Annotated in this window: 10 protein-coding genes and 1 riboswitch; of the genes, 3 read left to right on the top strand and 7 right to left on the bottom strand. The window is 46.3% G+C overall.

The annotated features are described in order from the left end of the window. Positions 1-24: 24 nt before the first annotated feature. A riboswitch (cobalamin riboswitch) is annotated at positions 25-220 on the bottom strand. A 117-nt stretch (positions 221-337) separates the two neighbouring features. Beyond that, positions 338-2815, bottom strand: coding sequence for a bifunctional UDP-N-acetylmuramoyl-tripeptide:D-alanyl-D-alanine ligase/alanine racemase (locus HMPREF0670_RS02595; RefSeq protein WP_009229603.1), 2478 nt, complete (start codon positions 2813-2815; stop codon positions 338-340). Between the two features lie 444 nt (positions 2816-3259). Between HMPREF0670_RS02595 and HMPREF0670_RS02590 the strand changes: the two genes are divergently transcribed. Continuing rightward, a complete protein-coding gene (locus HMPREF0670_RS02590) occupies positions 3260-3757 on the top strand; it encodes an outer membrane protein (protein ID WP_009229602.1) in 498 nt (165 codons plus the stop codon). 90 nt (positions 3758-3847) lie between these two features. On the opposite strand, the gene HMPREF0670_RS02585 is transcribed toward HMPREF0670_RS02590, so the two are convergent. Both HMPREF0670_RS02585 and HMPREF0670_RS02580 read right to left on the bottom strand, forming a co-directional pair. After that, positions 3848-4744 (bottom strand): hypothetical protein, encoded by an 897-nt coding sequence (locus HMPREF0670_RS02585; protein ID WP_009229601.1) that lies wholly within the window; start codon positions 4742-4744, stop codon positions 3848-3850. A gap of 298 nt (positions 4745-5042) precedes the next feature. After that, positions 5043-5834, bottom strand: a complete 792-nt coding sequence (locus tag HMPREF0670_RS02580; RefSeq protein WP_009229600.1) for an RNA methyltransferase — start codon at positions 5832-5834, stop codon at positions 5043-5045. Between the two features lie 278 nt (positions 5835-6112). Here HMPREF0670_RS02580 and HMPREF0670_RS02575 point away from each other — a divergent pair, with 278 nt between their 5' ends. Then, positions 6113-6868, top strand: coding sequence for a head GIN domain-containing protein (locus HMPREF0670_RS02575; protein ID WP_009229599.1), 756 nt, complete (start codon positions 6113-6115; stop codon positions 6866-6868). A 1492-nt stretch (positions 6869-8360) separates the two neighbouring features. Here the strand turns inward: HMPREF0670_RS02575 and HMPREF0670_RS02570 are convergent. Beyond that, on the bottom strand, positions 8361-10661 hold the full coding sequence (locus HMPREF0670_RS02570; protein ID WP_009229598.1) for an NADP-dependent malic enzyme: 2301 nt from the start codon (positions 10659-10661) through the stop codon (positions 8361-8363). Between the two features lie 210 nt (positions 10662-10871). Here HMPREF0670_RS02570 and HMPREF0670_RS02565 point away from each other — a divergent pair, with 210 nt between their 5' ends. Continuing rightward, positions 10872-11516: a TetR/AcrR family transcriptional regulator gene (locus HMPREF0670_RS02565; protein ID WP_009229596.1), complete on the top strand. Its 645-nt coding sequence runs from the start codon at positions 10872-10874 to the stop codon at positions 11514-11516. Positions 11517-11567: 51 nt separating this feature from the next. On the opposite strand, the gene HMPREF0670_RS02560 is transcribed toward HMPREF0670_RS02565, so the two are convergent. Genes HMPREF0670_RS02560 through HMPREF0670_RS02550 form a run of 3 tightly spaced genes read right to left on the bottom strand, consistent with a single transcriptional unit; the run spans position 11568 to position 13928 of the window. Then, positions 11568-12284, bottom strand: a complete 717-nt coding sequence (locus HMPREF0670_RS02560; protein ID WP_009229595.1) for a hypothetical protein — start codon at positions 12282-12284, stop codon at positions 11568-11570. Further along, positions 12281-13339: a tRNA epoxyqueuosine(34) reductase QueG gene (queG, locus tag HMPREF0670_RS02555; RefSeq protein ID WP_009229594.1), complete on the bottom strand. Its 1059-nt coding sequence runs from the start codon at positions 13337-13339 to the stop codon at positions 12281-12283. Before queG ends, HMPREF0670_RS02560 begins: the two co-directional genes overlap by 4 nt. After that, on the bottom strand, positions 13317-13928 hold the full coding sequence (locus HMPREF0670_RS02550) for a polysaccharide deacetylase family protein (protein WP_009229593.1): 612 nt from the start codon (positions 13926-13928) through the stop codon (positions 13317-13319). The genes queG and HMPREF0670_RS02550 overlap by 23 nt, the downstream gene beginning before the upstream one ends. Positions 13929-14006 lie beyond the last annotated feature (78 nt).

Raw genomic sequence — 14006 nt, 5'->3', positions numbered from 1 at the left:
TTATAACCTTTCCTCGAGGTTAAATTAAAGATAAATGGCAATGGCAGGTCTTCTGACTTTGTAACCCGGCCACAAACGCCTTCCCGAATTTCCCTTGACGGAGTTCAGTGGCGCAGTGTTTGTGGCCAGTAAAGGTTACTTACAGCAGCGGGACTGTTCGGGATTTTCACCCAATTCCCTTTTAATCGCTCGTAAACGAACCTATTGCCTAGTTGTGCAAAGGTAGTGATAATATATGGAATATGCAAGCATGATGTGCAGCGAGCTTAGTATGCGCACAGGCAGAGCCACCAATTAACTCGCCCTCACACTTACGTCTCGCCACGAAAACGCAACATTAGTCTTGAAAATAAACCCTATTTACCCTGTTGCTGATGCCCGTAAGCACCTCGTAAGGAATGGTTTGCAGCGCGTCAGACAACACCGTTACGGGCAAGTTGTCGCCGAAAATCTCCACACTATCGCCTTCGTTACAGTCTATCCCCGTTACATCTATCATGGCTACGTCCATGCAGATGTTGCCAACATACTCTGCTCGCTGGTTGTTCACCAAGCAATGGCCGTTGCGGTTGCCCAATCGCCTGTTCAATCCATCAGCGTAGCCAATGGGTATGGCCGCTATCACGCTATCGTGTTCAATCGTTCCGCGGCGCGAATAGCCCACAGTCTCGCCAGCCTTAACCTTGTGCAGTTGCAGAATTGTAGTGCGCAGCGTACTCACATTGTTGATGATTGCGTTGTTTCGAGGGTTAATTCCGTATAGACCTAGGCCCAAGCGGCACATGTCTAACTGACGTTGCGGAAAATGTTCGATGCCCGCTGAGTTGTCGATGTGGCGCAAAATATGGTGTTCGAAGGCGGCCTGCAACATCTTGCTGCCTTTATCAAAACATTCAAACTGCCGTTGCGAGAAGTTGTCGAACTGGTCGGCATCAGCCCCAACAAAGTGCGAAAACACCGATTTGGGTATCAAGGCGTTTTGGTTATGCAGGCGTTCTATCAGTCGCGGAACATCTTTTTCGGGGTCGAACCCTAGGCGATGCATGCCTGTATCCAGTTTGATATGCACGGGAAACCCCGTTATACCCTCTTTCTCGGCAGCCTTAATGAGAGCCTCCAATAGGCGGAAACTGTACACTTCGGGTTCCAAATCGTAGTCGAACATGGTTTTGAAAGCCGTCATTTCGGGGTTCATTATCATAATGTTGCTGCTTATTCCGTTGCGTCTTAGCGTTGCTCCTTCGTCGGCAACGGCCACGGCAAGATAGTCTGCACGATGGTCTTGCAGGGTCTTTGCAATCTCTACGGCTCCTGCACCATAGCCGTCAGCCTTAATCATACACACCAACTTGGTATTGGGGTGCATCATGGCACGATAATAATTCAGGTTGTCTATCATGGCATTGAGGTTCACTTCGAGGGTAGTTTCATGCACTTTCTTCACCATGAGTTCGGTTAATTGGTCGAAACCAAAACTTCGTGCGCCTTTAAGTAGCACCACTTCGTTGCGCAATCCCTTAAAAACATCGCTGCGTATGAAATCTTCTACCGAGGCGAAGAAATGCCGTTCTGCCAACCTGATGCTTTCTTTGTTGGCGCAAATCTTCGGTCCGATGCCGATAAACTTCTGCACGCCGCGTTGTTCGGCCAAGCTCGATACCTCTTTATATAGTTCAGCATCTGGCAGTCCGCTTTGCAAAATGTCGCTCAACACTAACGTTCGCTGCTGCCCGTTGTGGTCGGGGCGGCGGTTCATAAAGTCGAGAGCAATGTCCAGCGAGTTGATATCCGAGTTGTACGAGTCGTTGATGAGCGTGCATCCGTTAAGTCCTTCCTTCACTTCCAGTCGCATAGCCACGGGTTCGAGCCGCCTCATGCGTTTGTCTATGGTGTGCGCATCGAGCCCAACATGCAGGCAGATGGTTGCACATACAACAGAATTGCACACCGATGCATCATCAATGAAGGGCAACGAATAACTTGCAGGCTGGCCTCCTTTATATATATAATGTATGGTGGTGTGCGTGGGTTGCTTGTCTATCTTAGTTACAAACATGGCTGCATTGGGACTTTTCGTAGACCATGCCAGGCGTTCGCCTTTGTTGTTCGTTTCGTTCAGCACGCGTGTCACCAAGTCGTCGTCGGCATTATACACCATTACCTCGGCTCCTTCGAATAGTCTTAACTTCTCGCGACACTTCTCTTCGGGCGTGGCGAAGTTCTCTTCGTGGGCCGAACCAATGTTTGTCAGCACCGCAATGTTGGGTTTGATGATGTCGTGTAAAGCCTGCATTTCGCCCTTTTGACTGATGCCCGCCTCGAAAATGCCTAATTGCGAATGGCTATTGAGCAACCAAACAGAGAGCGGAACCCCAATTTGCGAATTGTAACTGCGCGGACTTCGCGTTACAACCATTTGCGGCGAGAGCAGTTGGTACAGCCATTCTTTCACCATTGTCTTGCCGTTGCTGCCCGTTATGCCCACAATGGGAATGTTGAAAGCCTCTCGATGGCGTTGGGCAAGGCGTTGTAAGGCCTGCCTGGTGGACCTAACACACAAGAAATTGGCATCGCCGAACAACTCGGCGGCACGTGCTGGCACTTCTTCTACCACAAAGCAGCGCACACCGCGGCGGTAAAGTTCGGATATATAGTTGTGTCCGTCGTTTCGGTTAGACCTCAAAGCGAAGAACAATGTCTCTTCTGGAAAACAGAGCGAGCGACTATCGGTGAGCACAAAGCTGATATGCGCCTCGGCATTGCCTAGACGTTGCGCCCCGATAAGCGTTGCAACCCTTTCAATGGGATATGTCATTATCATTTGTACTTTTAAGTTGGTGCAAAGGTAGTGCAAGTTGATAAAACAGCAAAATAAATATAACAGCTATTTGGAGAATAACCTATGACAGGCCATTTTGACGCCTTTTGACGTGCCTTTGTGAATGGTTATCCAAGGTGTTTGCCAATAATTTGTTCTGAAAGTTTGAATGCGTAAAAAGTGTTACATGTGCCACTTTCCCTTTATAAACGGCATATTCGGCTGAATGCCTAAACTACGCATCATACTTTTTCACTATAATTGTAGTTATTTTTTTACATGAAAGCATGTGTGTTATGTTTTTTTTATTTATCTTTGCCCACTGATAGAAAGAGATATTGATCATCCGAATAAACTTAACAGAGAATATAATCACCTCGAATGCCATGTTAACTTATGGCTTGTAGGGGTAAAATTAATCATTAAAAAACGATAGAGAAAATGAAGAAACTTTTCTTAGTGGCCGCTTTTGCCATGGTAAGTGCATTTGCATCTGCACAGTTTGCTGTTGGTGTTCACACCTTGTATGGTACAGAAGTGTCTAATCTGGGTATCGGCGTAAGGGCTCGTTACGACATTAACGAGCAGTTCCGTCTTGATGGTAACTTTAACTACTACTTCAAGAAGAATGGTTTGGAGTTTTGGGACATTAACGCCAACCTACACTACCTCTTTAACATCACCGACAGGTTCTCAGCCTATCCACTTGGCGGATTGGGCTTAGTAACCGCCAGTTCGACCATTGAAGTAAGAGATCCATTTACAGGCAAAGTGTTGTCGAGTACTTCTGAATCGAGCACTAAGCTTGGTTTTAACTTCGGTGGCGGTGTAGATTTCGCCCTCACAGACGACCTATATCTAAATGGCGAAGTGAAATACCAAATTATTAGTGGGTACAACCAAGCCGTGATGAGCGCAGGTATCGTTTACAAATTCTAAGTTTTAAGCCTTAGACTTTAATAAAACTACAAGGCCCGGAAGGTGTTCGTTCACTTTCCGGGCTTTTTGTGTGCAATGATGTTCAGTAGCTTATTCGGCGGTTGCAGCTTGCTTTTGTTTCTTCATTTGCCTACGATGCTCGATGGAACCATAAACATAATAGAACACAAAAATGCTCCATGCCACCACCATCATGAAGATGAAAGTGGTGAGAACAATCGACCCAATGAGCAGCGCATTAAAATAAGTGGGCAGTCCTGATGGGTCGTTCATCGTTAGTTCGCCTAACAACGACGATGTTCTAGCACCCAAGAGAATAAAGGTGGGCAAGAAAATAATCGTGCCAAGGCATACAGATGCCAGCACTGTAAAGAAGGTTGTGCCAATAAGAAGGGCTCCACCTCTTACTCCCGACACGTAATAGGCTATCAGGTTGCGGCGCAAACTACCATTTGGAGAGAGCAAGTAGCGCATCTCGGCATACTTAAAGGGCACCATTATCAATGCCATGAGCAACAGCCATGCAACGGTTACCCCGCAAACAAGCGTGATGAAGTTGGCGGTAAAGGGCTTTCCTAGGTGGCTCATCACCACCATTCTAACCACTACAATGCCTATGGCCATTAATATAAGGTAGACAATTAGCTCTACACCTACGATGGCTAACGAGCGGCGAAGGTTTTGTTTCAGTCCGCTTTCGCTGACAAGCGTTATCACCGAGGCGAAGAAATAAGCCCACAAACCAAGGCTAACCACCCACGTACCAATACTTCGTACGTATGATAGGATGGTGGGAGAGGGGCTGCCTAGCGAAGTGGCAGATATTTCTTGCAGTGCAAAAAAGCCAAACAATGCCGTCATGATGGCAAAGAGCAAGGCTGGCAGCCATGTACCCTTGATGGTTTTGGCGAAGTTAATGCCTAGCAAATTGTTGGCTGTCTTTATGCAGCTAGATAGGCTCCTGTCTTTAATGAGTTCGGTTTCCATGTTTATATCTTTTAAAGGGTTTCTTATTTAGTTGACAAGTTCACGAGTTGACAAGTTCACGAGTTGACAAATTTACGAGTTGACAAATTTACGAGTTCACAAGTTTACGAGTTCACAAGTTTACGAGTTCACAAGTTTACGAGTTCACAAGTTTACGAGTTCACAAGTTCACTGGTCGGCGAGTTGGTGAGTAGATGAGTTGGCAAGTTGAGTAATCTAGTTAACAAGTTGGTAGGCGCAGCCATCTTTTCACCTTTTCACTCTTTCACTTTTTCAACTTTAAACCACCTTTTCAACCTTAAACCACCTTTTCACCTTTCCCTATTGCGCCTTGTCTTCTAAACTCTGCGCACACTATGGCGGTGGCATTTGCCACGTTCAAACTTTCGGCACGTTCTTCTCCTATGGCAAAACTAGGTATCAGAAGTCGGTGGGTCACGCGTTTCCTCACACCTTGCGAAAGGCCTTTGCCCTCGTTTCCCATCACGATTATGCCGTACGCACAAAGTTGTTGCGTGTAGATGTTATCACCATCGAGCAGGGTTCCGTACACAGGGAACGAGGGAGGCAGGGCATCGAGTAGGGTTTCGAGCGGGGTATAACTCACCTTCACACGAGCAATGCTGCCCATTGTGGCCTGCACCACTTTGGGATTATAAACATCGACCGTATCGGTACTGCATACCACGTGGCGAATGCCAAACCAATCGGCCAACCTGATGATGGTGCCCAAGTTGCCAGGGTCTTGTATTCCGTCGAGCATCAGGGTCAGTTCGTTCGTTTCAACGTTGCCAGCTGTGGTGCTTTCGCCCTCGTATAGCTTAGGGAAAACGGCCAAAACCTGCTGCGGAGCCTGCATAAAACTGAGTTTGTGCAACTCGTCGTTGCTGACGGTTATCAGTTCTGTACCCTCCTGCACGGCATTAGATGCCCGCCATTGGGGTGTGGCCACAAGCAACTTTGCAGGTGTTTTGGCAAGCAATTCGCCCACCACCTTCGGTCCTTCTGCTACAAAAACGCCTTCCGCGTCGCGGTGTTTCTTCGTTTCTAAGGCGCGTATGTACTTTATTTTCGCTTTACTGATGGTCATCTTATCTGCAAAGTTACGTTTTTTTTGGTAATCATGTGCAATGCCTTCGACTTATGATTAGTAAATTTGTATAAATGATGCGAAAGACCTTGTGGCAGCCGCCATTTGTTGTTAAAATAGGTTTCTAAACCCGCTAAATCGCCGCTGCTTTGCTTTCTGAATGTTAATTATACCCCTTCATGCCTGTTTATCGCACTTCTTTTCATAGTTTTGCAACCAAAGTACGCTGAGATGCGTCTATAAGATTGTATTAATCAAGTTATAAAAAGACAGTAAAAATGAAACAAAGAATTTTGTTAATTGCTTCGGCAGTTCTCGTGTTTGGCGCATTGTTCACCTCTTCACGAGCTTATGCCGGAAGCCACAAGAAGAAAGTTACCACCCAACAGAACTTAAAGTATTTTAAACGCATTGTTATGTCTACTCCCTACGACGTACATTTTGTGCAGGGAGAGAGCAACACGGTGAAACTAGTGGGGCCACAAGCCGAGGTTTCTTCCGTTGTTCTGCGCGTAAGTGGCGAGACCTTATATATAGAAAGGGCTGCTAGGAGAAGCCGAATGTTCTTCACGTCAAGTGATGATGTTGACATTTACATCACTTCTCCCGACCTAACGCAACTCGAAATTAAAGGCTCGGGCGACTTCAAGGCTGCCCGACGTGTAGATACAGACCAGCTAACGGTATCTATCAATGGCTCTGGCGACATTGATTTTAAGGACATTATCTGCGACAAGTTGGTGGCTTCAATCAACGGCTCGGGCGACATTGAATTTGGATTTGTGGAATGTGTGAATGCTGAAGCGAGCCTTAGAGGGTCGGGCGACATCGACTTCAAACGTCTTAAAGCCGATAAAATGCAGTTCTCCGTTAAGGGTTCTGGCGACATCGGGGCCAACCTTAACGATGCTGGAAACGTTAATTGTGAGGTGTTTGGCTCTGGAACAATTAAGTTGGCAGGTGTGGCTAAGAACCTGAACAAGAACATACGCGGTTCTGGCAATGTTGAAACGCACCGCCTACAGCTAAGATAGTTCACAGTTTTCGAACGGAGAGAACAAAACTCCTTAGAAACAAATTAAGTTTGGTTTTACCACTGGCTTGTATTTGCTAGTGTACAGGCACGGCTCCTATTGTGCTACATCTTATGGTAACGCACAATAGGAGCTTTATTTGTAGGTGGGCTGTTATAGTCCGTTTGTTTACAATCCACCAGCTTATTTACTCACGAAAACTCAATAAACTCCCGTATACAACTCACCAACTTACAAACTCATGAACTCATAAACTTATAAACTCAAGAACCCACAAACTTATCAACTCATGAGCCCACAGACTTATCAACTCATGAACCCACAGACTTATCAACTCATGGACTCATAAACTTATCAGCTCATGAACTCATAAACTTATTAACTCAAGAACTCATAAAATTATAAACCTAAGACCTCATAAACTTATAAGCTAACCAACTCAAAATCTTAAATTGTTATTATTTATTTTACAAAAGCACTCAGAATTTTGCCTCGTTCTAGCGAAAAAACGGGTCAAAAAGTAGGTAAATAACCACCATTTTGGGTCTTTCACTCCCTTTGTCTTGTCCATTTTCATAAAAAATACCTGCATTTTGCACCAATTAGCCTTTCTAGTTTGGCTGTCAGCTCATGATTTCTCGAGCCGAATTACCCCCTTTTTGACCCTAAAACCCACCTTTTTAACGACTATTTCACCCCTTTGAACCATGTTTTTAATGACTCGAACAGGTTATGAATATGCCATTGCGGTGTATTTTTATGCTTTTCGCCTTGCATTTAGCAGCATTTCACACTGCATTTAGCACCATTTTGCCTTGCATCTTGCACCATTTTGCCTTGCATTTAGCATCAAAACGCACTACGTTTTGCACCATATTGCAATGCGTTTAGCGGCATATTGCACTATGTTTAGCGGCAAATAGCCCAAAAACCGGTGTAAATGGCGGTTGCTTGACATAAATATTCATTTTGCCAGCATTTGCAACTACCCCCATTTTGCATCAAAAGCAACCCTCACGAGAATCGATTTTTTGCGGCAAGGTTGGAGATTGGTGAACAAAAAGGGTACTCATAATGTTAAATTTCTTACTAAGAACTAGACAAAAAAGATTTTACCGTATACAAGCGCATTGGCAACGGCACGAGAAACACGTAAGCTTACGGCAACCTCGCGAGCAGTTGCAGTCATGCAATTTACATCCAACGGAGACGGCATTATGGAAACGCAGTTAACCAGTTTACGAGTTGACATGGGGCTAGTTAACGAGTTGACAAGGTGAGTGGTATAGTTAACAAGTTAATCGATGCAGCCATCTTTTCACCTTTGCCATTGGTAAAAAATAAAGCACGCTATTTTCCGAATACGGAAATAGCGTGCTATACTTATGATGTGTACTGGCTAGTAAATGCAACCGCAAAGACAATAAAGCAGCAGTTTGGTGCTGCATGCCCCATTTTTAGCAACTTAGCTGTATGACGTGTGACACCTTCCTTATCGCTTAGTTTTACCAGCCCTTTTCATTTTGTCTACGCAGGCATCTACCACGGCAACAGCCGTTACATTAACTATATCCCTAACTGATGCCTCGAAATCGGTGAAGTGGATAGGCCGGTTTAGTCCCATTTGAATTGGCCCGATAATCTCGGTCTTGGGGTTAAGGGCCTGCAAAAACTTATAGCTAGCGTTAGCGCTGCTAAGGTTTGGGAAGACAAGGGTATTTACATCCTTGTCTTTCAACTTAGAGAAGGGGTACTTCTCGTCCCTCATTTCCCTATTCAGTGCAAAGTTCACTTGCATCTCACCGTCAACAACCAAGTTGGGATAATTAGCATGCAGCTCTTCAACCGCCTCGTGAACTTTTAACGGGCTGCCAATCTCGTCAGTGCCAAAGTTAGAGTAACTAATCATCGCCATTACGGGTTTTTCATTGAAAAACTCAACAGTGTTGGCACTTAAACGAGCAATGTCAACAAGGAAATTGTTGTCGGGATGGCGGTTGATAAGCGTGTCGGCGATGAAGTATGTACCCTTTTGCGAGTTAACAACGTGCATGGTGCCGAACGTATGGAAACCTTCGCGAACGCCAACTACCTCTGTGGCCACCTTAATGGTGTTAGAATATTTGGTGTATAGCCCCGTGATAAATGCGTCGGCATCGCCTCGTTCAACCATCATCATGCCAAAATAGTTGCGTTCGTACATCTTATCGTACGCCTCTTGGAAGGTGTAGCCCTTGCGTGCCAGCTTTTCGGCCAAGTGTTTGGCGTAGGTAGCACGCCTGCCTTGTTCCTTATCGGCACGCATGTCTATAATTTTAATTCCGCTAAGGTCTAGTTTTAGGCGTTGCGCTTGGCGGTTAATGCGGTCGGGGTTGCCCAATAGGATAGGGAAACAGATGCCTTCGGCCTTGGCTTGCACGGCAGCTTTCATCATACTTGGGTGTCCGCCCTCGGCATATACCACGCGTTGGGGTTGCAAACGAGCCGTATCGTGCAGTTTTCTTGTAAATACCGTTTCTTGGCCAAGCAGCTGCATCAGGCTGTTTTTGTACGCATCCCAATTGGTTATGCTTTTCCTTGCCACACCACTTTCCATCGCAGCCTTAGCCACAGCAGCCGAAACCTCGGTGATAAGGCGTGGGTCTACGGGCTTGGGGATGAAATAGAGCGGTCCGAAAGTAAGGTCGTTAACACGATAGATGTCGTTAACCACATCGGGAACAGGCTGTTTGGCCAAGTCGGCAATGGCATGCACAGCAGCCATTTTCATTTCTTCGTTGATGGCTGTGGCGTGTACATCGAGTGCACCACGGAAGATATAGGGGAAACCAATAACGTTGTTTATTTGGTTGGGATAGTCGGAACGTCCCGTGGAGATAAGCACATCAGGGCGCGATGCCATCGCATCTTCGTACGATATCTCGGGAACAGGATTGGCCAAGGCAAACACAATGGGCCTATCTGCCATCGAACCTACCATATCTTGGGTGAGAATGTTACCCTTAGACAAGCCAACAAAGACGTCGGCACCCTTAATTGCCTCTTCCAGTGTACGTATGTCGCGACGTTCGGTGGCGAAAAGTGCCTTTTGGTCGTTAAGGTTCTCGCGGTCGGTAGTGATAACTCCCTTCGAGTCGAGCATCACCACGTTCTCTCTTTGCGCACCAAGGGCAAGGTAAAGCTTGGTACAACTAATGGCCGCAGCCCCTGCACCGTTAACCACAATGCGCACTTTCTTAATGTCCTTACCAGCCACTTCGAGGGCATTTTTCAGTCCTGCGGCCGAAATGATGGCCGTTCCGTGCTGGTCGTCGTGCATCACGGGGATGTCTAACGTTCGTTTAAGTCGTTCTTCGATGTAGAAACATTCGGGTGCCTTGATGTCTTCCAGGTTGATGCCGCCAAAGGTAGGGGCAATTCTCTCCACCGTTTCGCAGAACTTTTCGGGGTCTTTCTCGGCCAGTTCGATGTCGAACACGTCAATTCCGCCATATATCTTAAACAGCAATCCCTTTCCTTCCATCACTGGCTTGCCACTCATCGCACCGATGTCGCCTAATCCTAGCACAGCCGTTCCGTTGCTGATAACGGCCACGAGGTTTCCCTTGTCGGTGTATTTGTACACGTCGTCGGGATTGCCTTGTATTTCGAGACAAGGATAAGCCACACCAGGCGAATAGGCCAAGCTAAGGTCTGTTTGGGTGTGATAGGGCTTGGTGGGCCGCACTTCAATCTTTCCAGGGCGTCCACTCTGATGATAGCTTAAAGCTGCCTCTTTGGTTACTTTCACCATTTTGTATGATTGTTTAATGTGGCAAGGGCGTAGGGTAGGGGCATTAGAGCCTTTTTCTGCACCTGTTGCCATTCTATATTAATATAATGAGCGTTGTATTTAAAGATAAACGTTATACGCTGAAAACAGCGCAAAGGTAGTAAAAAAGGCTTAAAACCAAAATTTGTTATTCATATTTTTTGTACCTTTGCGTATAAATAAGGGTATATTATGGAGCAACAAGATTTACTTTCTAGCTACCGGAAGGATTTAAAGGAGCGTATTTTGGTTACTTCCATGCGCGCTTTTAAAGAGCGTGGCATACGCAGTGTGCGTATGGACGACATCGCAACGACGCTTGGCATATCCAAACGAACGATATATGAAATCTATTCGAACAAGGAAGAGTTGCTGCTCGACGGTATTATGCGCGAAGACAAGGCCAGAAAACTCGACTCGCAGCTGTATGCGCAGGATAAAAGCCATACGGTAATGGACCTTATTTTTCACATCTACAACCGCGAAATGGCCGACATGGCGAGCACGAACCCTTTGTTTTTCAGTGAACTAAGTAAGTATTCGCGAGTGGTGAGGTACCTCACCAACAAGACAGAGAAAAACCATAAAGAGGCTTTAGACTTTGTGAAACGAGGAATTGAGGAAGGTTATTTCGTGCGGTTTTTCGACTATAATGTGGTGCTGAACTTCATCTCCTTTTCTTCAAAGCTCATGATGGGCGAACGAATGTTTCAGAAATACGATGTCAACCATTTGTTCACCAATGTGGCCGTGCTGTTTCTTCGTGGTTTTTGTACCCCCAAGGGAGTTGAATTTATCGACAGCAAGCTCATGAAAGAAACGCCTTACAACAAGTAAGGTGTTGTCAGCCTGCGACTTATTTGCAATAGGTTACATCAACACCTAACATTAATTGTCGCCCTTTATCAATCTTTCCATCTCGATTTGTAGTTCGTCTTGAACCACATTATATCGCTCTTGGGTATGCAATACGGCCAAAAACAACCCGTGTATGTCAGTTGCCTTGTCCATGTGTTGTGCGATGGTGTACTTACCATTAACCAACAAGTCTACATTGTCTAATACCATTCGGATAACGGTAGGTTGCTTAAACTGTTGCAATGAAGACTTTGTTTGCAGCCCACAGCGGTAAGCGCGCAGAATGGTGCGCACCAAAAGTCTGATGTTTTGTTCCTCGTTGGTCTTGGTATAGGTGCTTGTTGGGCTTTCATCGGCTAAGGTTAAGTGCTGGGGATGCAGGGTGCTTCCCTTCAAAAGCACCTCGAAATTAGCTTTATAATCGTCGACCATTGCCCCGTAAGTTCCTTCTTCGCCACATACCACCTTAAAGAATGCGGTAACATCTGTATCGCCTTGTTGCCTTAGTGCATCGAGTTTGCATTGCAATTGCTCCAAACTTTCGTGGTGAACAACGCCTAGGATGGGCAGCATCACCACAGCGTAATGCTCCGAAATTTTTTCGTAAACGTTCAGAAGTGTCTTTATCAACGTCTGACTTTCGTCTTGTTTCAGGTCGTTGGCATCTGTAACGCCGTTCATAAAACCATCGAAAAAGGCGTGTATCAACGTCTTTTGCGTGTTTATTAAGTTTTGCTTATCTCTCATTGTTTCTTTTCCTTATCGTTTATAGTGGGCTCGTGTACGTCGTTTTCTTCTTGTTTTTGCTGATTTTGGCATTGTTCTACGGCCTTAATGTTTCGCATTAGCCCTGCATATTTGGCCCGTTTAACTGCACTTCCCTTGAAAAGACGTCTGTAATCGTCTTCCGTTAGGTTATGCCATTGCTCTCGCGTCATGTTCAGAAGTTCGGCTTTGGGCGCCAACTCCTCGACATTGGTGGCTATGGGGTGAGCGTTCCAGGGACAAATGGTTTGACATATGTCGCATCCGTAGATGGTATCGCCCATTGCTTGGGCTACTTCGGGATTTAAATCGCCCCGATATTCGATGGTTTGATACGACAGACAACGCCTGGCATCAAACAAGAATGTCTTCTTGTTGGCCATGTCTTGCCATGTTCCAAGGGCCTTTGTGGGACAGACATCTATACACTTGTGACAGTTTCCACAACGGTTGGGCATCTCCTCATCGTAGTTTAACTCGATGTCGAGAAACAATTCGCCCAGCACAAACATGCTGCCAGCCTTGGGAATGATAAGCTGATGGTTTCTACCTGTCCACCCCAAGCCTGCCTTTACTGCCCAATAGCGTTCCAAGATGGGCGCGCTGTCGCAGAATATTCTATACCTTGGGAGGCTATCGGCAACAGAAGTGGAGTGCGAAACACCTTCTTCGATGTATGGCTCGAACCCGAAATGTGCTGCCAACTGCCGCAACTTACCCTTCACCACTTCGTGATAGTCTTGCCCATAGGCGTAGCTGGCCAGTTGATATTGTCCTTCTGGCATGCGTTGGGCAGGCGCATAGCTCATGGCTACACACACAATAGACTTTAAACCGGGCATGAGCAATTGCGGATTGAGGCGTTTGTCGGTGTAATTGTTCATGTATGCCATTTCGGCAAAGCACGCATTGTCGAGCCATCGCACCACATCGGCAGCCGTATCAGGCTCTACGGGCGCGGCCTTTGCTATACCACAAGCAAAAAAGCCAAGGCGTTTGGCCTCGGCTTTGATGTCATTCGAAAGTTTTAAACTCATACCCTTGTTCCTTTAACCATTCTAATGCCTGAGGTAAAGCAAAGTGAAGCTTGTCGATACTTTTTAGTGAATCGTGAAAAGTGATGATAGAGCCATTGCGCGCATAACGCTTAACGTTGTTGAGAACGTCTTCGGCCGTCATCCACTTCGAGTAATCGCGTGTAACGAGGTCCCACATCACCACCTTGTATGTACGACTTAGCCATGCGTATTGGCTAGGGCGCATCCACCCGTGGGGCGGTCTAAAAAGGTTGGAATGTATCAGTTCGTCGGCCCGCTTTGCGTTATTGGTGTACGTTTTGATGGTGTGCTTAGCCCCACCCATGTGGTTATAGGTGTGATTTCCCACCCGATGCCCAGCATCTACAATGCGTTGGTACAGTTCGGGATGGCGTTCAACGTTCTCGCCAACCATAAAGAAGGTGGCACGAGCCCCAAACTTAGCCAGCGTTTCGAGAATGAAAGGGGTGGATTCGGGTATTGGGCCATCGTCGAAAGTGAGGTAAACGGAACGGTCGTTCTTATCCATACGCCACAGGGCATGCGGATAAAGCCAACGTAACCATATTGCGGGTTGTTCGATTATCATCGTTCAAGCGTAGTGTCAGACGTGCAGCAGGTGCAAGAACCAGCGTTCCCCATAGCCAAGGGCATTTGCGCGTGGCTA

The sequence above is a fragment of the Prevotella sp. oral taxon 317 str. F0108 genome (assembly GCF_000162415.1).
Lineage (GTDB): Bacteria > Bacteroidota > Bacteroidia > Bacteroidales > Bacteroidaceae > Prevotella > Prevotella conceptionensis.
The sequence above is the reverse complement of the archived record's forward strand: the minus strand, read 5'-3'. Positions and strand labels throughout refer to the sequence as shown.

What these genes read in the sequence shown, in the direction of transcription:
- HMPREF0670_RS02570 (WP_009229598.1), bottom strand. Translation starts at nt 10,661, where the DNA reads ATGGTGAAAGTAACCAAAGAGGCAGCTTTAAGCTATCATCAGAGTGGA.
- HMPREF0670_RS02560 (WP_009229595.1), bottom strand. Translation starts at nt 12,284, where the DNA reads ATGAGAGATAAGCAAAACTTAATAAACACGCAAAAGACGTTGATACAC.
- HMPREF0670_RS02580 (WP_009229600.1), bottom strand. Translation starts at nt 5,834, where the DNA reads ATGACCATCAGTAAAGCGAAAATAAAGTACATACGCGCCTTAGAAACG.
- HMPREF0670_RS02595 (WP_009229603.1), bottom strand. Translation starts at nt 2,815, where the DNA reads ATGACATATCCCATTGAAAGGGTTGCAACGCTTATCGGGGCGCAACGT.
- HMPREF0670_RS02575 (WP_009229599.1), top strand. Translation starts at nt 6,113, where the DNA reads ATGAAACAAAGAATTTTGTTAATTGCTTCGGCAGTTCTCGTGTTTGGC.
- HMPREF0670_RS02550 (WP_009229593.1), bottom strand. Translation starts at nt 13,928, where the DNA reads ATGATAATCGAACAACCCGCAATATGGTTACGTTGGCTTTATCCGCAT.
- HMPREF0670_RS02590 (WP_009229602.1), top strand. Translation starts at nt 3,260, where the DNA reads ATGAAGAAACTTTTCTTAGTGGCCGCTTTTGCCATGGTAAGTGCATTT.
- queG (WP_009229594.1), bottom strand. Translation starts at nt 13,339, where the DNA reads ATGAGTTTAAAACTTTCGAATGACATCAAAGCCGAGGCCAAACGCCTT.
- HMPREF0670_RS02585 (WP_009229601.1), bottom strand. Translation starts at nt 4,744, where the DNA reads ATGGAAACCGAACTCATTAAAGACAGGAGCCTATCTAGCTGCATAAAG.
- HMPREF0670_RS02565 (WP_009229596.1), top strand. Translation starts at nt 10,872, where the DNA reads ATGGAGCAACAAGATTTACTTTCTAGCTACCGGAAGGATTTAAAGGAG.